Source organism: Bacillus sp. FSL R9-9530, from assembly GCF_038008145.1.
Lineage (GTDB): Bacteria > Bacillota > Bacilli > Bacillales > Bacillaceae_G > Bacillus_A > Bacillus_A mycoides.
In genome coordinates this window covers 79,984-98,312 of record NZ_JBBOYO010000001.1, presented here as the reverse complement: position 1 = coordinate 98,312, position 18,329 = coordinate 79,984, and the positions used below count along the sequence as shown (strand labels likewise).

Genomic DNA, 18,329 nt, shown 5'->3' with positions numbered 1-18,329 from the left:
TCTATTGATTATCCATTATTATCATTGACATCTGTAATCGCTCTCTTTCACCTTATATATTCTATCATAGGCATTCTAAGAGAAACTACTCTAATCCCTCTATATAAAGTGAAACTATAATCAGTGGGCGCTTACGGGCAGTTAATCTCCCACTTAACTTCTTTGCTCCAGCCGAATATAGGGGGTGGAAGTTTTACTGCCCACAAATAGCGGGATAAAACAAAGTTGTACAATACGTAAGAAAAGAGCCTCACTATTAGCAGCAAGGCTCTTTTCTATCATCAATATGCTAGCCTTTTGAATAAAAACTAGTAATAAACTTCATATCACTATTTCTTATCTATTAGCAAGTAAGTAACCCATTTATTTTCAAATCGAATCTTTTCTTATTCTACAGAGAAGATGAAAGAATACACCGGTTGGTTCCCTGCATGTACTTCTACTTCTGCATCTTCAAAGTTCTCTTCTACAAACGCAACTAATTTAGCCACTTCTTCATCTGTTGCATCTTCACCTTGTAGAATCGTTACGATTTCAGAATCTTCATCAATTAGCGCTTCTAGTAATTGCTTTGCAGCTCCTACTTTCTCAGCATTTGTAGATACAATTTTCCCATCTGCAATACACATGAAATCATCTTTTTGAATCGCTACACCGTCAATTTCCGTATCACGAACAGCATACGTAATCTGACCTGTTTTCACATGAGCTAAAGCTTCTTTCATGTTTTCTTCATTCTCTTCTAGCGTTCCAACTGGATTAAATGCTAACATTGCAGCCATACCTTGAGGAACTGTTTTTGAACGAATAACAATAACTTCTTGTTCTACAACTGACGCTGCTTGTTCTGCTGCCATCACGATATTCCCGTTATTTGGTAAGATGATGATTTTTTCAGCATTCGCCTCTTCAATCGCCTTCACAATATCCTCCGTACTCGGATTCATCGTTTGGCCACCTTCGATAACTTTCGTTGCACCAATGCTCTCAAATAGAGTTTTAATACCCGATCCCATAGCTACAGTTACAATACCATACGGTTGTTTCTCTATTGGCTGATTCGTTTGTTCAGGTACCATGGTAGGTTCATCTAATAAAGCAGTATGCTGTTCACGCATATTTTCTACTTTGATCTTAATTAGACTACCGTAACGTTGTCCATAGTTCATAGGATCTCCAGGATGTTCCGCATGAATATGAACCTTTACAACCTCATCATCCGATACAACAAGTAGTGAATCTCCGTACACACTAATATCTTCACGGAATTTTTGTTCAGAGAAATTATGTTCCTTCATTTTTCCAGGCTCTAATTTCACCATGAACTCCGTACAATATCCATACTTAATATCTTCTGTACTCAATTGGCTTTGTACACTACGGTGATGTTCTGCACGTACCATGTCATTCATAGATGGTTGGGCAGGCATATCAGAAGAAATCGTTTCTCCTTTTAAGTCAGCTAAAAATCCTTCATATACAACAACAAGACCTTTACCACCGCTATCTACAACGCCAACTTGTTTTAATACAGGTAATAAATCTGGCGTACGATTTAACGATGCGTTTGCTTCTTTTACAACGTCTTCCATAAACAAAACAAAGTCGCGCTGTTTTTTCGCAACTGTCACTGCATATTTACCCGTTTCTCTTGCAACCGTTAAAATCGTTCCTTCAATTGGTTTCATAACCGCTTTGTAAGCTGCCTCTACTCCAGCTTCTAAAGCTGCAGCAAAATCAACTGTCGTTAATTCTTCTTTTTGTTCAATGGATTTAGAGAAACCACGGAATAACTGAGATAAAATAACCCCAGAGTTACCACGAGCTCCCATTAATAATCCTTTGGCTAAACTTACACCGACTTTACCAGCATGCTGCGAAGGATTTGCTTTCACTTCACGTGCGCCTGAAGTCATTGATAAGTTCATGTTTGTACCGGTATCGCCATCTGGAACTGGGAATACGTTTAATGCATCAACAAGCTGAACATTATTTGTTAAATTATTGGCTCCTTGAATGATCATTTGTGATAAACGTTTTCCATCAATTTTTTGAATTGACACAGATTTTCCTCCTTAATGCACATTACAAGTTTATTACTTTAACTCCTTGTACGTAGATGTTTACAGAATCTACTGCTAGTCCTACAGTTTGATCTAATGTATATTTCACTTTAGTCTGCACGTTATGTGCTACTTCTGAAATTTTCGTACCATAGCTCACAATAATATACATATCAATATGTACTTCATCTTCATTTTTACGAACAATAACGCCTCTAGTGAAGTTTTCTTTTCGTAAAATTTCTGTTAATCCATCTTTTAACTGATTTTTTGATGCCATACCTACGATACCGTAGCAATCTACTGCGGCACCTCCAGCAATTGTTGCAATTACATCTGTACTAATATCAATTTGACCGTACTTCGTTTTAATTTCAATTGACATCTCGTTTCCCCCTTCATAAATGGTGAAAGTGAGCTAGACTACTTTAGTTACTATCATATAATCTTTTTAAAGAAAATTCCATCGTTCTTTCTTTTTCACTCTCATATTTTATGTTTTAAATTACATTTTTTTATGATGAGCAAAATAGTCCATTGTTATTATACAACATGTACCACTATAATATGTCAAGCAATTTTTCTTGATTTCACCTTTTCTTCATTGACATATAGTGTCAAGTATTTTTTCTTGATTTCTTTTTCCTACGGTGTTGCATTCTCTTTTTAGTTGTGTTAAATTATAGTAGTGTTTTTAGCATCGCATAAAAGACTAATATTGAAAAATTACGTATGTTACGGTAGTTAAGGGAGGGAAATATAAATGGCTCGTGTTTGTGCTATCACTGGAAGAAAAGCTCGTTCTGGTAACTCTCGTTCTCACGCAATGAACGCTACAAAACGTAAATGGGGCGCTAACCTTCAAAAAGTTCGCGTACGCATCGACGGAAAAGTTCAACGTGTTTACGTTTCTGCTAGAGCATTAAAATCTGGCAAAATCGAACGTGTTTAATAATAAAAAAAAGAGCCGCTAGGCTCTTTTTTTATTATACCATTGGAAAAAGCACCGGTAATAGGTGCTTTTTTTAGTCTTTTTTGAAGGTATTTAACATCGCACGAACAATTCCACCAAGAAATTTAGGTAACTTAATTGTATAAAATCTCATGGTTTCCCTCCTAATCCCCATTACTCCACTTGTTCACTATATGATGCAAGGAGCAAAATTGTTTCTTCAATCAGTGCTTCTTATCATCATTAATATGCCAGAAGTGAATGAAAAAGTACCTTTTTCCTCAACGAGTTCATTACTAATACAAAGTGTCGATCCCCACTCTATTGTTTTATTAGTAAGGGGATACTTAAAACCGTGAAGTGTAATACCTTCTACCCTTTCAGTAACTGGTACAAATGATACGTATGGAAAATGTTCGTTTCCTTCAATTATATACATACCAAACTTTTTCACCATTATTTCATTTTTATTGTCCACAATACACATTTCTATATTTACTTCTAATCCCTTTAAAAGCATCTGAATATTTGCTAAACCATGATCAAGTCTTCCACCAGTAGCACCAAAAATACGAATTAATTTTGGTTTCTGTTCTAAAGCCCAGCTAATTGCAATTTCTAAATCTGTTTGATCTTTTTCTCGCGGGACGATATGTAATTCATTTGTTTGTTGCCTCATCCATGCTAATTCCTCATCAGTAACTGAATCATAATCCCCAAACGCAACAGCCGGAGTGATTCCTCTTTTCAACAAACGGTACACTCCTCTATCAACGGCCGCCCAAACTACTTCTTCATTTTCATACCGCGAAAAATCTGCGCAGTATTCTGCAGGTCCTCCCGCTAAAATATGAATAATCATTTTTCCTTCCCCTTCTATTGTAAAAAGGCAATCTGCCATTCGGTAGATTGCCTTTCTCCTTATTTGCCACTCTAACATGTATAAATAGTGAAGTCTTAATGAACTAGAAGCTTCACTAGGATAAAGGTTCGTTCATTCTTTATCCGCGAATTACACGAATTGCTTCACCGCGGTCTTTTTGATTGTATACTGCTGATCCCGCTACAAGAACATTCGCTCCTGCTTCAATACAAAGTCTTGCCGTTTCAGCGTTGACACCACCATCAACTTCAATTTCCACTTCTAGATTTCGCTCTTTAACCATTTCTGCAACTTGTTTGATTTTCGGTAATACAGAATGAATAAACTTCTGCCCGCCAAATCCAGGATTTACTGTCATAAGTAATACCATGTCTATATCTTCTAATACATGCTCAATCGTTGAAACTGGAGTATGCGGATTTAATACAACCCCTGCTTTAATGTCATGAGATTTAATTAACTGAATTGTACGATGTAAATGGGGACACGCTTCTACATGAACAGTAATAATATCCGCTCCCGCTTTTGCGAAAGTTGGGATATAGTTATCAGGATTTTCAATCATTAAATGTACATCTAACGGTAATGATGTAATAGGACGGATTGCTTCTACAATTAATGGTCCAATCGTAATATTTGGTACGAAATGCCCATCCATTACATCGACGTGAATGTAGTCAGCTCCGCCTTTTTCTACATCTTTAATCTCTTCCCCTAATCTTGAAAAATCTGCTGATAAAATCGATGGTGCAATTTTAATCATGACTAATACCTCGGCTTTCTCTCTCTAATTTCTTCTACGAATTGTTTGTAATTCTTATAACGATATTCGGTAATCTTTCCTTCTTCAACCGCAGCTTTCACCGCACATTTCGGTTCAGCAAGGTGTGTACACCCTCTAAATTTACAGTATTGGCTCGCTTCTTTCAACTCTGGAAAACAATATGTAAGATCTTCTACCTCTATATCTATGAAATCAAGCGAACTAAAACCAGGTGTATCCGCAACAAGTCCGCTTCCAACTGTAATTAATTCTACGTGTCTTGTCGTATGCTTTCCACGTCCTAAATGTGAAGAAATATCATTAGTTTTCAATTCTAAATCTGGACGTAATACGTTTAGCATTGAAGATTTCCCAACACCAGATTGGCCTGCAACGACGGAAATACAACCTTCTAAGAATGGTTTCAGAATATCAATACTTTCCGATGTATTTATAGAAGTAAACAACACATCATAACCCATTTCACGATAATCATTTGCATAAGATTCAACAGTTTCTCTCATTTTTTCATCTACTAAATCCATCTTACTAATACAAATAATTGGTTTAATGTTATGATATTCAATTAATACTAAAAATCGATCTAACAGTCCTGGATTAAAATCTGGTTCTACCGCAGAGAAAACAAGAATAGCTTGATCAACATTAGCAATAGGAGGTCTAACAAGTTCATTTTTCCGATCAAATACTTCTAACACATAACCTTCATTCGGATTATCCGCTTGAAAAACAACTTGGTCTCCTACAAGTGGCGTAATTTTATTCTTTCTAAATACACCACGCCCACGACATTGTGTAATCCCTTCCTCATTCTGCACATAATAAAACCCACTTAGAGCTTTTACAATTTTTCCTTCTGGCATATAATTCTCCTTTATTTTGTATAAAATGAAACTGCAATTAAATATGAATAGACTAGCGTTCTGTAAACAATTAGTTCAAAGCCCACCAAATATATATCCAGGTTCATATATTTAATCTACCATCAAATTTGAAATATTATTTACAACAGTATCACTTTTACAGCTTTTTGAATCATATATTTTTGCCTGTTATACAGTCCACGATGTAGACAGCATAACAGGCAAGAGTAATAAATTCCATCTTCCATATAAGGACGATGGAATTCCCTATTATTGAGCTGGATATGGTACTTCCTTGTCCATAATCGTTACTCCATCTCGGACAATTTTATAGTGTCCCTTTGCACCTTCTTGAATTACAAATTCTAAAGAAATAATCGCTGACTCAGTAATTGTTCTCGTTTCAACTGGTTTATCCATTTTTTGCTGCATATCTTCTTTATAAATTTCTATTGTTTGCGGCTTTTTCTCACCTGTTGCAGAAGCTTCATATGGGATAGAAATGTTATCCACTTTTACCGTTTTCGTCACTTTAGGCTTCGGACCATCGGAGATAACAATCGATACTTTATCTCCTTCTTTTAAAGGTGTCCCAGGCTTTGGTAACTGTGAAATAACAAGACCTTTATCAACCTTATCTGAATACTCTCTTTGTATATCAGAAACAAGCTTTCTTTCATTTAAATAACCTTTTACACTATTTTCAGTCCATCCTGAAAAATCACCTGGTCTTATTTGATAAGGTCCTTTACTTACCCAAATTTTCAGCTCTTGTTCTGTCTCTATAACCATTTGATCAGGCGTTGGTATTTGCTCTACAATTTCACCTTTCGGCTTATCATTTTCAATATAATTTATTGTAACTTGTTTATATTTTTCTTCTAACTCAGCTCTTATACTCTCGAAATCTTTTCCTGTCAAATCACGCATCTTACTTTTCTTTTTCCCACCTGATTGATAGATAGTAATTTTAGAGTTTTCTTTCACTACTCTTCCTGCTATAGGATCTGTTTTTATCACGTTTCCGGCTTCAACATCATCTGTATAGACAAGATTAGGTTCAGTAACTTCAAAACCTTTTTCAACCAATGTATTTACAGCTGTCGTATATTTCATACCAGCCACATCAGGAACCTTCACATCTTTCGGAATAAAGAAGCCTGGAATAACAGTAAGTGCTAATGTTATCCCTATCGCTAAAAGTAAAAATGTTGTAATTAAAACTTTCAGCCATTTATTATTTCGCTTTTTCTTCTTACCTGATTTGGTCTCTTCTTTTCTTACTTGTTCATCCACTTTACTTCCTTTTAATACAATCGTTTCATCACTTACATTTTGAAATAGTTGTTCTTGTTGAATAATTGGAATCGCTTTCGTTGCTTCCATATCTTCTGGTATGTAAAATGGTTGTTCATTTATTCGTTCTGGGTATAGTGCTGTTTCAATATCTCGTTTCATCGCGTTAGCAGATTGATATCGATGGAACGGATCTTTCGCAGTTGCCTTTAATATAATATTTTCAACACTTTGTGGAATATTTTCATTCCATCTTTTTGGAGATGGCATTTCATTTTGTAAATGTTTTAACGCAATTGCAACAGCAGATTCACCAGAAAACGGTTGTCTTCCTGTTAACAATTCAAACATAACAATCCCAAGTGAATAAATATCTGATTGTTTATTCGCTATACCGCCGCGCGCTTGTTCTGGTGATAAATAATGCACCGAACCGAGCACCGAATTTGTATGTGTAATCGTTGCTGCACTTGTAGCTGTCGCAATTCCAAAGTCTGTTACTTTGACCACTCCGTCATCTCGAATCAAAATATTGTGCGGTTTAATATCACGATGTACAATCTCAAAATGATGGGCGTGTGCCATAGCGGACGTTAACTGCTCCATTATATCAAGAGCCTCTCCTATCGGTAACATCCCTCGATCAATTATGTATTGCTTCAATGTTCGTCCAGGTACATATTCCATTACAAGATAATATATATCATCCTCTTCCCCAACATCATACATATTCACAATATTTGGATGCGACAACGTTGTAACAGATTGCGCTTCTCGATGGAAACGTTTAATAAACTCTTCATTATTTGAATAGTCGAGTCTTAATATTTTTACCGCTACATCTCGGCCGAGTATATCATCATGAGCTAAATATACATTGGCCATTCCTCCACCGCCAATCATTTTCAGCAGCTTATAACGGTCATTTAAGCGTTTTCCAATCAGCACGTTGCACTTCACCTACTTTCGTTTGTCGAATCCGTATAATCAATAATAACGAGGGTAATATTATCTTCTCCACCACGATCATTTGCTAATTGAATGAGATTCTCTCCCTTAGCCTCGAGCTGTTCATTCAATTGTAAAATTTGTTGCATATCAGCAATAGAAACTTTGTTAGACAATCCATCCGAGCAAAGAAGTAATTGATCATCTTCTTCAAGCACCAATGTTTTAACATCTAATCCAACTGTTTCTTCATTTCCTAATGCTCTTAACAAAACATTCTTTTTCGGGTGATATTCTGCATCTTCCTTTGAAATTTCGCCATGTCTCACAAGTTCATTTACAAGCGAATGATCTTCCGTTACAAGCGTCATTTTCCCCTCTGATACCATATAACACCGACTATCTCCTATATGACCTATCGTCACAAAATTCGATGTACAAATGGCTATTATAAGTGTTGTTCCCATGCCATTACATTCTGCATGCTGCTTAGAGTAAGCATATATGCGCTCATTAATAATTCCAACGTTAGTATGTAACCACTTTTCTACCTTTTTAGGCTCATTCATATTATGCGTTTGCTTCCAATAATCATGGAATAATTGAATAGCCATCGAGCTAGCTACATCGCCAGCTCGATGACCTCCCATTCCATCTGCTACTACCGCTAAAATATTTCCATCTAAATTGCGAAAAACTCCTGCACTATCTTCATTATGTTGACGAACTTTTCCTTTATCCGATAGAAACACGGCTTTCATCTAGTCACCTCGTCTCTTCTTTGCGCTCCTTTGCACGCAACTGACCGCAGGCTGCATCAATATCATGACCTTGTTCACGGCGAATGGTTACATTCACTCCACGATCTTTTAGCGTCTTTTCAAATAAGAAAATTTGCTCTCGTGGCGTACGTACATAATCACGTTCTGGCACGTAGTTTACCGGAATTAAGTTTACATGACATTTTACACCTTTTAAGAGCGCAGCAAGTTCTTCAGCGTGCTCAACTTGGTCATTTTCTCCTCCAAATAAGCCATATTCAAATGTAATACGACGCCCTGTTCTATTTACATAGTATTTAACAGCTTCCATTAAATCAGGTAGCTTATAAGCACGGTTGATCGGCATTAATTTTGAACGTATCTCTGTATTTGCAGCATGCAATGAAATCGCAAAATTAATTTGCATATCTTCTTCAGCGAACTTATAAATTTTTGGAACAATTCCACTTGTTGAAACTGTCATATGTCTTGCACCAATATGAATTCCTTTTTCATGATTTACAATGCGTAAGAATGACATTAAGTTATCATAATTATCAAATGGTTCTCCAATTCCCATAACAACAAGAGAACTTACACGTTCTTCTGTTTCATCAAGCGCACGCTGAACTTCTACTACTTGCGCTACAATTTCTCCAGCCTCTAAGTTTCGTTTTAACCCACCAAGTGTAGAAGCACAGAACGTACAGCCAATGCGGCAACCCACCTGTGTTGTTACACAAATGGAATTTCCATATTCATGTCGCATTAGTACAGTTTCAATAGAGTATCCATCGTATAACTGGAATAGGAATTTAATCGTTCCATCCGAAGACGTTTGTTTTACTAAAGTGTTTAAAGTAGTAATATCAAAGGAATTCGACAATTTATCGCGCAATCCTTTAGCAAGGTTTGACATATCCTCATAATTTTTTACACGTTTTTTATATAGCCAATCAAAAATTTGTCCTGCACGGAACTTAGGTTCTCCTTGTTCCTTTAACCAATCTTGCATTTCATGAAGTTGTAAAGAATAAATTGATGGTTTCTTTGTTTCTAGATTTTTCTTTTGTTTTTTTACAGTCGTTTCCATGATGCTACACCTTCTTTCTTAAACAAGCAATATAAAAGCCATCTGTTGCAAAATAATGCGGTAAAATTCGTACTTGACCTTCATCAATATACGGATTTAACTTTTCTGGCATGCGATCTTTTATCGTAGTATCCCATTCAAATTCAGGATGCTCTTGTAAAAATTGCTTTATTACTTGTTCATTTTCTATTTTTTCAATTGTGCACGTACTATAAACAAGGCGACCACCTTGTTTTAACAATGGTGCTATTTTTTCTAGTATCGCAAGTTGAATCGTTGATAACCTTTCACTATCGCCCTTATCTTTACCTAACTTAATATCAGGTTTACGTCTAATAACACCAAATCCAGAACATGGTGCATCTACTAATATTTTGTCAAAAGATTCATTTGCAAAATGCTCTTGAACTTTTCTAGCATCTAAAGCCATCGTTTCTACATTTTCTAAACCAAGCCTCTTCGCCTGTTGTTCAATTAAACGTACTTTATGTGCGTGTAAATCAAGCGACATTACCTTACCAGTTCCGTCCAAACGCTCTGCAATATGAGTTGTTTTTCCGCCAGGAGCAGCACAACTATCTAGAACTGTATCTCCTTTATTCGGTTCTAAAGCACGTGCTACAAGCATTGAGCTTTCATCTTGAATAGAAAGGAAACCTTTTTTGAACGCTTCTGTATGTGCGACATTTCCTCTTTCAATTTGAATTGCATCCTCTGACAATTCGCCACGTTTTGCTTCTATACCCTCATCAGCTAATAACGCAACCGCTTCTTCTACCGTTACTTTATCAACATTTACACGTGCTGTTGGTACAGGTGGCAACATATTTACTTCACACATTTTCTCTGCTGTCTCTAAACCATATTCGGATGCCCATTCTTGTACAAGCCACATTGGATGACTCGTTGCAATCGCAAGTCGTTCTACTGGATTTTCGATTTCTTCTAACGAAGGTACACCTTCTCGCTGAATCGAACGCAATACTCCGTTCACCATGCCTGAAATCCCTTTATGCCCACGACGCTTTGCAATCTCAACTGCTTCATGAATAGCCGCTCTTTCTGGAACTCGGTCTAAATATAGCATTTGATATAGAGATAGGCGAAGCAACACTCTTACCCACGCTTCAACCTTTTTTCTTAAAAATGGTTGTAAATAATAATCTAGTGTGTCACGACGTTGAATTGTTCCATATACCATTTCAGTTAATAAACCAATATCTTTTCTGTCAATTGTATTTTTTTCAATCAAATTATTTAAAAGTAAGTTGCTATATGCACCACTTTTTTCTACTTGAATTAAGCCATCCAGAGCTAACTCACGAACATTTTGTCTCATGCATTTTCTCCTAACTTCGTACCAATTTCAGGTTTTGTTCCACGTAAAAATTGTGAACAACTCATACGCTTTTTACCAGATGGTTGCAATTCAGTGATTTTAACGCCTGTCTCGTTCCCTGTTGCAACAACAAACCCATCTTCTTCAAGAGCTACTATTGTACCTGGTTCAGCTTTCTCTGTAATAGAGACCTTCTCTCCCCACCATACTTTAATAACTTGTCCTGCCAAAGTCGTATAAGCAACTGGCCATGGATTCAATCCGCGAATGTGATTGTATACTTCTTCACCTGTTTTTGTCCAATCAATTATCTCTTGCTCACGTTTTATATTATATGCAAACGTCACTTCAGCTTCACTTTGTTTAATTGGTTCTAGTTTACCCTGAATTAGTAAAGGAACCGTTTTAGATAAAAGGTGTGCTCCTGCTTCGCTTAACTTATCAAATAATGAACCTGTTGTTTCACGCTCTTCAATTTCTACTTCTACTTGCGTTAATATATCGCCCGCATCTAATTTTTCTACCATATACATAATTGTAATACCTGTTTTCTCTTTACCTTCCATGATCGCATAATGAATTGGTGCACCACCGCGAAGTTCTGGAAGTAATGATGCGTGGACATTAATACATCCATACTTTGGCGCTTCTAAAATTTCATTCGGTACGATTTGTCCAAATGCTGCTGTTACAATTAAGTCTGGCTCTAGTGCTAATACTTTTTCATATTCGTCTTTTTCACGAATTTTTAACGGCTGTACTACTGGAATACCATGTTTCTCCGCTTCTACTTTAACAGGAGTAGGTGTTAAAACCTTTTTTCTACCAACTGGACGATCAGGTTGCGTTACAACACCAACTACGTCATATCCGTCCTCGATAAGACGACGAAGCACCGGCACAGAAAAGTCCGGTGTCCCCATAAATACTACTTTCATCATTCAAAAACCGCTCCTTTTAAACCTATTCTAATTCGCCTGCTTCATAATACCTTTTCACTTTAGATGTAAATAAAACACCGTGTAAATGATCGATTTCATGCTGAATTGCACGCGCTAAGAAGTCATCCGCTTCTAATAAAAATATTTTACCGCGACGATTTTGTGCACGTACTTTAATGTAATCTGCACGCTCCACTTCACCATAAAGTCCCGGAAAGCTTAAGCAGCCTTCGGGACCTACTTGTTCACCACGTTTTTCTAAAATAACAGGATTAATTAATTCAATTTTACCCGTATCATCACCTATATCAACAACAGCAACTTGTAAGCTTACACCCACTTGTGGCGCAGCTAGACCAACTCCGTCTGCAATTAACATTGTTTCATGCATATCTTTTAACAATTTCACTAACTTTTTATCAAAGTTAATTACTCTTTCGCATGGTGTTTCTAACACTTCATTTGGATGCTTTACAATTTCTAAAACTGCCATATTTCCCTCCGCTACATTAACATTGTTGGATTAAAATCAATTGAGATTTGTAGCTCTTTTTGCATTTCTGCTTGATAATGTTCATTTACCATTTTGAGCACGTTCTTTAAGTTTGGTTCCCGTTTGTATTTTATCATGCATTGGTAACGATATCTATCTTTTATCCTTGGAATTGCTGAAGCAACCGGCCCTAACACCATTGTTTGCCTTGAACAATGCGTTCGTAAATGACCGACAATTTTTTCCGTCACTTGGACTGCCTTTAATAACTCCGGATGAGATACAGTTACAAGTACAACGTAGTAATATGGCGGATATTGTCTCATTTGCCTCATTTGCATTTCGTGCTGATAAAATACATCATATTGTTGATTCTTTGCTAATTCTACACTGTAATGTTCCGGCGTATACGTTTGAATTACAACTTCACCTGGCAATTCATGTCTTCCTGCACGTCCACTTACTTGTGTCAATAGCTGATACGTCTTTTCACTCGCCCGAAAATCAGGTAGATGAAGCATCGTATCCGCCGTTAAAACGCCAACAAGCGTCACCTTCGGAAAATCAAGCCCTTTCGCAATCATTTGTGTTCCAAGTAATATATCTGCTTTCTCTTCACCAAACGCCTTTAATAATTTTTCATGCATTCCTTTACGGCTTGTTGTATCCACATCCATTCGAATGACCCGCGCCTCAGGGAATAGTTTTGTGATTTCTTCTTCAACCTTTTGCGTCCCTGTACCAAAGAAACGAATATACGTACTATTACAAGCAGGACACTCCGTTGGCATATTTTCCTCATGACTACAATAATGACACTTTAAACGATGGTTCATTTTGTGATATGTCAACGAAATATCACAATGCGGACATTGTACGACATACCCACAATCACGACACATCACAAACGTAGAATGACCCCTTCTATTTAAAAAGAGAACCATTTGTTCTTTCTTTTCTAATCGATCTGCTATTTTTTCATGCAGTGCCTTTGAAAACATTGAGCGATTTCCATCACGAAGCTCTTCACGCATATCAACAATTTCTACAGTCGGCAAAGCTTGCTTGTTCATACGTTTTTCCATTGTAAGCAACCCATAGACACCTTTTTTCGCTCTAGCAAACGATTCAAGTGTCGGCGTTGCACTTCCGAGAACGATTGGACACTTATGATATTGTCCTCTCCACACTGCTACATCTCTTGCATGATACTTTGGGTTATCCTCTTGCTTATAACTTGATTCATGCTCTTCATCAATAATAATGATTCCTAAATTTTCGAATGGAGCAAAAATAGCTGAACGCGCACCAACTACAACTTTCACTTCTTTTCTTAATATCTTTCGCCATTCATCATATTTCTCGCCAACAGAAAGCGCACTGTGAAGAACTGCAACTTGCGAACCGAACCTACCTTTAAAGCGATCTACCATCTGGGGCGTTAGCGCAATTTCAGGAACAAGCACAATTGCTTCTTTTCCTTTCTCGAGCACCGCTGCTATAGATTGTAAATATACTTCAGTCTTACCACTTCCTGTAACACCATATAGTAAAAATGGATTGTAAGTTTCATTTGTAATTGATGACAAAATCGGTGTAATTACTTGTTTTTGTTCCTCAGTAAGCGGAAATGGTTTCGTTTGTTCAAAATCATCATCGTCATACGGACTCCGGTATACCTCTACATACTTTTCTGAGATTAGACCCTTTTTAACAAGTGCTTTTATTGGAGCATCTGTTATTTGTAATTCTTCTGTTAAATTTTTTAACGGTACACTTTTGTAGTTTTCTACAAAATAATAGAGTACATCTTGTTGTTTTTTACTTTTCAGTTCAAATGCTGCTAATTCCAATTTATCTGCCGGCAACTCCGGTTGAACTACTCTTTGTTTCTTCTTCTGCACTTTATCCTTTACTTGATAAACCACTTCAGTCGTACCATTTTTAATTTCTTGTTGAATAGTGCGATATAGGTGCGGCTGTGCTTCGATAACTTCCCAATCTATCGTTTCCTTCCCTTGAAATAAAGAAAGAATTTCTGGTGCTACTTCTTCTCGGTTACGAAGTTGCAGACGCTTTTTATATGTTGCTTTAATCGCCGTCGGAAGCATCACCTGAAAAGCTGAAATCATATAACATAACGTTTCACTTGTAAGCCAATACCCAAGTTTTAATAATTCATCATTTAAAACCGGAGTGACATCTAATATTTCATACAACGCTTTTAACTTTTTACTTTCTAGTTCAACCGAATCCTTTATGCCAATAATAAAACCTTGCAATTTCCTCGGACCGAATGGGACTACTACACGCATTCCTGTTTGCACGATATCTTCCCATTTTTTAGGGATAATATAATCAAACGGTCGATCTGTTTGACGTGCAGGTACATCAACAATTACACTTGCAAACTTCATACATAATCATCTTCTAACATCATTTCTATTTGCTTTAATATTTCACGAGCCACTTCTTTCTTCGTTAAAAGTGGCAGCTCAATGATTTCTCCATCTTTTCTATACATTGTCACAATATTTGTATCCGTACCAAACCCAGCTCCTTGCGCTTTCACGTCATTCGCAACAATCATATTTGCATTTTTCTCACGTAATTTTCTCGTTGCGTATTCCTCTATGTTTGTCGTTTCAGCTGCGAAACCGATAAGTAACTGTCGGTCCTTCTTCTCACCTAACGTTTTTAAAATATCCACTGTTCTTTCTAATTCAATTACAGCATCGCCATTTTTCTTTTTCATTTTATTATCATGAACATATTTCGGACGGTAATCTGCAACGGCTGCTGTTTTGATGACAACATCCACACTCTGATAATGCTGAAGGACTGCCTCTAACATATCTTGTGCAGATTCTACTTGTATTGTTGTGACATGTAATGGTGACTCTAATGCTGTCGGTCCTGACACAAGTATGACATCAGCACCTAAGCTTGCTGCAACTTCTGCGATCGCATACCCCATCTTTCCAGAAGAAAAATTCGTCATAAAACGAACCGGATCAATCTTTTCACGTGTCGGTCCAGCTGTTATTAATATTCGTTTTCCTTGCAATGGTTGTTGTTCCGAGAAAGCCTCTTCTAATCGTCCAATAATTGCTTCAGGTTCTTCCAGTCTTCCTTTTGCTACATAACCACATGCTAAAAAACCTTCCCCAGGCTCAATAAATGTATATCCTAATGTTTTTAACGTCATCATGTTTTTTTGAACAATTTTATTTTCATACATATGCACATTCATAGCAGGTGCAATCCACACTGGAGCTGTAGTAGCTAACAAAGTAGTTGTAATCATATCATCAGCAATACCGCCAGCTAACTTTCCAATGCAATTAGCTGTAGCAGGTGCAACAAGTACAACATCTGCCCAATCCGCTAAATCAATATGAGCAATAACAGCCGAGTCTTTCTCATCAAACGTATCCGTATATACATCATGGCGAGAAAGTGCTTGAAATGTAAGAGGCGTAACAAACTTCATTGCCGACTCACTCATCATTACTTTTACAAGAGCGCCAGCTTGTGTCAATTTACTTGTTAACGCAGCCGCCTTAAAAACTGCAATGCCTCCTGTTACACATAGAAGTATCTTTTTCCCTTTTAGCATATGACTCGTCCTCTTTCTTTTTCAAACTTATTCTACTGAAATAGAATTTCCAGCTCGTCAGTACCAGTATTTCGTTCCGTCTTTTTCGATTCCTTTTCATCCCTATCGTAAAAAAATAACAACCTACTTGTAAATAGGTTGTTACCGTTACATAGAAAATTATAAAGTCTATGTTTTAATTTGTCGAAAAGAATGTCTTAATCAATTATTGTGTCATCGCTTGGTACATATTTTAATACTTCTAAATCGATTTCTTCTAATGCTTTACCTACACATTTATAAGAAACAGGCTTTTCAATAACACAATTGTCAGCAATTTGCATTTCACGTGCACGCTTTGCAGCTACTGTTACAAGTGTATATTTAGAATCGATTTTTGTTAATAATGAGTCAATTGATGGATTTAACATAATTATAGACCCTCCGTCATTTCTTTATAGTATTTTGCCACTCTTTCGCGGCGGCAATGTTCACCAACCACAATTGCTTTAATTCGGTCGCAAGCTAATTCAACTTGATCGTTTTCTACAACATAGTCATAAGCGTCCATCATTTCGATTTCTTCTTTCGCTACAGTTAAACGATTTTCAATAACATCTTCAGTTTCTGTACCACGGCCGACAATTCGGTTCTTTAGTTCAGATAAACTTGGAGGTGCTAAGAAAATAAATACACCTGCTGGGAAGGCTTTCTTAACTTGAATTGCTCCTTGCACTTCAATTTCTAAGAACACATCTTTTCCTTCTTGTAACGTTTTTTCAACATAATCAATCGGTGTTCCGTAATAATTACCAACGAACTCAGCCCATTCAAGTAACTTTTCATTACGAATCATTTCTTCAAATTCTTCTCTCTCTTTAAAGAAATAATCCACACCATCTACTTCACCTTCACGCGGTTTACGTGTCGTTACTGAAATAGAGTACTGAAAACGTGTGTCTTCATGGCTAAACAGCTCTTTTCGAACCGTTCCTTTCCCGACACCAGAAGGTCCCGAAAGAACGATGAGCAATCCTCTTCTACTTCTCATAAATATGTAAAACCTACCCTTCCTCACTTAAATCTTCTTTATTATTCAAACGATGTGCAATCGTCTCTGGCTGAATTGGACTTAATACTACATGCCCATCATCCATAACAATAACCGCCCTTGTTTTTCTCCCATACGTAGCATCAAGCAAAGCATTATGTTCACGCGCTTCCTGTACTGTCCGTTTAATAGGAGCTGACTCCGGACTTACAATAGCAATAATTCGATGAGCAGATACAATATTTCCGTATCCAATATTTAAAAACCGCATGGCCATAGTTTGCGCCTCCTAGTAAGTCTATCCGATTTCTCCACCACGTATAACTTTATATATTTTTTGAAAGCTACTCAATATTTTGTACTTGTTCACGAATTTTTTCAAGGTTATTTTTCATTTCTACGACATATTTTGAAATTGTTAAGTCATTTGCCTTAGAACCTATCGTATTAACTTCCCTATGCATCTCTTGCACGATGAAGTCCATTTTCCTTCCAACAGGCTCTGTAATTTGCAGTGCTTCACGAAATTGATCTAAATGACTTTGTAATCGAACTAATTCTTCGTGAATATCTGAACGCTCTGCAAATATTGCTACTTCTGTCAACAATCGTTGTTCATCTAAATCTTGATTATGTAATTCTTTTAAGCGATTTTCTAATCGTTCACGATATTTTTGTGTAACAATTGGTGCATGTGGAATAATTGCATTTACACAATTATGAATCTCTTGCAAACGATATGCTATATCTTTATGTAATCGTTCTCCTTCGCCATCTCTCATCGTTTTCAACATATGAGCAGCTTGGCGAACAGCTTCATATAAACCGGTTTCAAATTGTTCATTTACATTTTCTATTTCTTCAACTGCCGTTACTTCTGGCATTCCCATTAGTTGCCCGAGTGTAATAGAATCTTGTAATTGAAATTTCCCTTTTATATCTTCCATAATGGATTGGTACTGCTTGAGAAGTTCCCAATTCACAGTTAATTTTCTTTCAACAAGCCCTTCACCTGTTATACTAATAGACACTTCAATACGTCCACGGCGAACTTGCTTTGCAATTATTTTACGAATCTTGTCTTCAAACGCCATCATTTGCTTCGGAAGCCGAATACTCATTTCTAAAAAACGATGGTTCACCGACTTCATTTCTACTGTTATTTGAAAAGTATCGTTTTCTACCTTCGATCTTCCAAATCCTGTCATACTACAAATCATCTTTATCACATCCAAGCCATGAAATAACTCAATGAAAAAGGCAA

The 18,329-nt window shown here is 36.8% G+C and carries 19 protein-coding genes; 1 reads left to right on the top strand and 18 read right to left on the bottom strand.

The window, feature by feature from the left end:
• Positions 1 to 386: 386 nt before the first annotated feature.
• The gene (locus MKX66_RS00490; RefSeq protein WP_002033789.1) at positions 387 to 2,063 is read right to left on the bottom strand and encodes a DAK2 domain-containing protein; all 1,677 of its coding nucleotides are present in this window, start codon (positions 2,061 to 2,063) and stop codon (positions 387 to 389) included.
• Between the two features lie 22 nt (positions 2,064 to 2,085).
• A complete protein-coding gene (locus tag MKX66_RS00485) occupies positions 2,086 to 2,448 on the bottom strand; it encodes an Asp23/Gls24 family envelope stress response protein (RefSeq protein WP_002014507.1) in 363 nt (120 codons plus the stop codon).
• Positions 2,449 to 2,826: 378 nt separating this feature from the next.
• On the opposite strand from MKX66_RS00485, the gene rpmB reads away from it, so the two are divergent.
• The gene (gene rpmB / locus MKX66_RS00480; RefSeq protein WP_000124776.1) at positions 2,827 to 3,015 is read left to right on the top strand and encodes a 50S ribosomal protein L28; all 189 of its coding nucleotides are present in this window, start codon (positions 2,827 to 2,829) and stop codon (positions 3,013 to 3,015) included.
• A gap of 73 nt (positions 3,016 to 3,088) precedes the next feature.
• On the opposite strand, the gene spoVM is transcribed toward rpmB, so the two are convergent.
• The 16 genes from spoVM to MKX66_RS00400 all read right to left on the bottom strand — a co-directional run bounded on the left by spoVM (position 3,089) and on the right by MKX66_RS00400 (position 18,285).
• A complete protein-coding gene (spoVM, locus tag MKX66_RS00475; RefSeq protein WP_001213599.1) occupies positions 3,089 to 3,169 on the bottom strand; it encodes a stage V sporulation protein SpoVM in 81 nt (26 codons plus the stop codon).
• A gap of 66 nt (positions 3,170 to 3,235) precedes the next feature.
• Positions 3,236 to 3,916 (bottom strand): thiamine diphosphokinase, encoded by a 681-nt coding sequence (locus tag MKX66_RS00470; protein ID WP_002014506.1) that lies wholly within the window; start codon positions 3,914 to 3,916, stop codon positions 3,236 to 3,238.
• A gap of 100 nt (positions 3,917 to 4,016) precedes the next feature.
• A complete protein-coding gene (rpe, locus tag MKX66_RS00465) occupies positions 4,017 to 4,661 on the bottom strand; it encodes a ribulose-phosphate 3-epimerase (RefSeq protein WP_002014505.1) in 645 nt (214 codons plus the stop codon).
• Positions 4,662 to 4,663: 2 nt separating this feature from the next.
• Positions 4,664 to 5,545: a ribosome small subunit-dependent GTPase A gene (gene rsgA / locus MKX66_RS00460; protein WP_002014503.1), complete on the bottom strand. Its 882-nt coding sequence runs from the start codon at positions 5,543 to 5,545 to the stop codon at positions 4,664 to 4,666.
• Between the two features lie 270 nt (positions 5,546 to 5,815).
• Positions 5,816 to 7,789 carry a Stk1 family PASTA domain-containing Ser/Thr kinase gene (pknB, locus tag MKX66_RS00455; protein WP_088034475.1) on the bottom strand — a complete coding sequence of 658 codons (1,974 nt, stop codon included), beginning with the start codon at positions 7,787 to 7,789 and terminating at the stop codon, positions 5,816 to 5,818.
• An 8-nt stretch (positions 7,790 to 7,797) separates the two neighbouring features.
• Positions 7,798 to 8,550 carry a Stp1/IreP family PP2C-type Ser/Thr phosphatase gene (locus MKX66_RS00450; RefSeq protein WP_341085277.1) on the bottom strand — a complete coding sequence of 251 codons (753 nt, stop codon included), beginning with the start codon at positions 8,548 to 8,550 and terminating at the stop codon, positions 7,798 to 7,800.
• 4 nt (positions 8,551 to 8,554) lie between these two features.
• Positions 8,555 to 9,643, bottom strand: coding sequence for a 23S rRNA (adenine(2503)-C(2))-methyltransferase RlmN (gene rlmN / locus MKX66_RS00445; protein WP_002014500.1), 1,089 nt, complete (start codon positions 9,641 to 9,643; stop codon positions 8,555 to 8,557).
• A 4-nt stretch (positions 9,644 to 9,647) separates the two neighbouring features.
• Positions 9,648 to 10,982: a 16S rRNA (cytosine(967)-C(5))-methyltransferase RsmB gene (gene rsmB, locus MKX66_RS00440; protein ID WP_002128834.1), complete on the bottom strand. Its 1,335-nt coding sequence runs from the start codon at positions 10,980 to 10,982 to the stop codon at positions 9,648 to 9,650.
• Positions 10,979 to 11,923, bottom strand: coding sequence for a methionyl-tRNA formyltransferase (fmt, locus tag MKX66_RS00435; protein WP_002014498.1), 945 nt, complete (start codon positions 11,921 to 11,923; stop codon positions 10,979 to 10,981). The genes rsmB and fmt overlap by 4 nt, the downstream gene beginning before the upstream one ends.
• A 22-nt stretch (positions 11,924 to 11,945) precedes the next feature.
• A complete protein-coding gene (gene def / locus MKX66_RS00430; RefSeq protein ID WP_002014496.1) occupies positions 11,946 to 12,416 on the bottom strand; it encodes a peptide deformylase in 471 nt (156 codons plus the stop codon).
• Positions 12,417 to 12,427: 11 nt separating this feature from the next.
• Positions 12,428 to 14,833 carry a primosomal protein N' gene (gene priA / locus MKX66_RS00425; protein WP_341085275.1) on the bottom strand — a complete coding sequence of 802 codons (2,406 nt, stop codon included), beginning with the start codon at positions 14,831 to 14,833 and terminating at the stop codon, positions 12,428 to 12,430.
• Entirely contained in the window at positions 14,830 to 16,035 is a 1,206-nt protein-coding gene (gene coaBC, locus MKX66_RS00420; protein WP_002033779.1) for a bifunctional phosphopantothenoylcysteine decarboxylase/phosphopantothenate--cysteine ligase CoaBC, read from the bottom strand. Before coaBC ends, priA begins: the two co-directional genes overlap by 4 nt.
• A 197-nt stretch (positions 16,036 to 16,232) precedes the next feature.
• Positions 16,233 to 16,445, bottom strand: coding sequence for a DNA-directed RNA polymerase subunit omega (rpoZ, locus tag MKX66_RS00415; RefSeq protein WP_002014493.1), 213 nt, complete (start codon positions 16,443 to 16,445; stop codon positions 16,233 to 16,235).
• 2 nt (positions 16,446 to 16,447) lie between these two features.
• The gene (gene gmk, locus MKX66_RS00410; RefSeq protein ID WP_002014492.1) at positions 16,448 to 17,065 is read right to left on the bottom strand and encodes a guanylate kinase; all 618 of its coding nucleotides are present in this window, start codon (positions 17,063 to 17,065) and stop codon (positions 16,448 to 16,450) included.
• A gap of 13 nt (positions 17,066 to 17,078) precedes the next feature.
• The gene (gene remA, locus MKX66_RS00405; RefSeq protein ID WP_001251456.1) at positions 17,079 to 17,342 is read right to left on the bottom strand and encodes an extracellular matrix/biofilm regulator RemA; all 264 of its coding nucleotides are present in this window, start codon (positions 17,340 to 17,342) and stop codon (positions 17,079 to 17,081) included.
• Between the two features lie 67 nt (positions 17,343 to 17,409).
• Positions 17,410 to 18,285, bottom strand: a complete 876-nt coding sequence (locus MKX66_RS00400) for a YicC/YloC family endoribonuclease (protein WP_002088227.1) — start codon at positions 18,283 to 18,285, stop codon at positions 17,410 to 17,412.
• Positions 18,286 to 18,329: the final 44 nt, after the last annotated feature.

What these genes read in the sequence shown, in the direction of transcription:
- MKX66_RS00400 (WP_002088227.1), bottom strand. Translation starts at nt 18,285, where the DNA reads ATGATTTGTAGTATGACAGGATTTGGAAGATCGAAGGTAGAAAACGAT.
- remA (WP_001251456.1), bottom strand. Translation starts at nt 17,342, where the DNA reads ATGGCCATGCGGTTTTTAAATATTGGATACGGAAATATTGTATCTGCT.
- coaBC (WP_002033779.1), bottom strand. Translation starts at nt 16,035, where the DNA reads ATGCTAAAAGGGAAAAAGATACTTCTATGTGTAACAGGAGGCATTGCA.
- rlmN (WP_002014500.1), bottom strand. Translation starts at nt 9,643, where the DNA reads ATGGAAACGACTGTAAAAAAACAAAAGAAAAATCTAGAAACAAAGAAA.
- priA (WP_341085275.1), bottom strand. Translation starts at nt 14,833, where the DNA reads ATGAAGTTTGCAAGTGTAATTGTTGATGTACCTGCACGTCAAACAGAT.
- rpmB (WP_000124776.1), top strand. Translation starts at nt 2,827, where the DNA reads ATGGCTCGTGTTTGTGCTATCACTGGAAGAAAAGCTCGTTCTGGTAAC.
- MKX66_RS00450 (WP_341085277.1), bottom strand. Translation starts at nt 8,550, where the DNA reads ATGAAAGCCGTGTTTCTATCGGATAAAGGAAAAGTTCGTCAACATAAT.
- MKX66_RS00470 (WP_002014506.1), bottom strand. Translation starts at nt 3,916, where the DNA reads ATGGCAGATTGCCTTTTTACAATAGAAGGGGAAGGAAAAATGATTATT.
- rsmB (WP_002128834.1), bottom strand. Translation starts at nt 10,982, where the DNA reads ATGAGACAAAATGTTCGTGAGTTAGCTCTGGATGGCTTAATTCAAGTA.
- def (WP_002014496.1), bottom strand. Translation starts at nt 12,416, where the DNA reads ATGGCAGTTTTAGAAATTGTAAAGCATCCAAATGAAGTGTTAGAAACA.
- rpoZ (WP_002014493.1), bottom strand. Translation starts at nt 16,445, where the DNA reads ATGTTAAATCCATCAATTGACTCATTATTAACAAAAATCGATTCTAAA.
- gmk (WP_002014492.1), bottom strand. Translation starts at nt 17,065, where the DNA reads ATGAGAAGTAGAAGAGGATTGCTCATCGTTCTTTCGGGACCTTCTGGT.
- MKX66_RS00485 (WP_002014507.1), bottom strand. Translation starts at nt 2,448, where the DNA reads ATGTCAATTGAAATTAAAACGAAGTACGGTCAAATTGATATTAGTACA.
- spoVM (WP_001213599.1), bottom strand. Translation starts at nt 3,169, where the DNA reads ATGAGATTTTATACAATTAAGTTACCTAAATTTCTTGGTGGAATTGTT.
- fmt (WP_002014498.1), bottom strand. Translation starts at nt 11,923, where the DNA reads ATGATGAAAGTAGTATTTATGGGGACACCGGACTTTTCTGTGCCGGTG.
- rsgA (WP_002014503.1), bottom strand. Translation starts at nt 5,545, where the DNA reads ATGCCAGAAGGAAAAATTGTAAAAGCTCTAAGTGGGTTTTATTATGTG.
- rpe (WP_002014505.1), bottom strand. Translation starts at nt 4,661, where the DNA reads ATGATTAAAATTGCACCATCGATTTTATCAGCAGATTTTTCAAGATTA.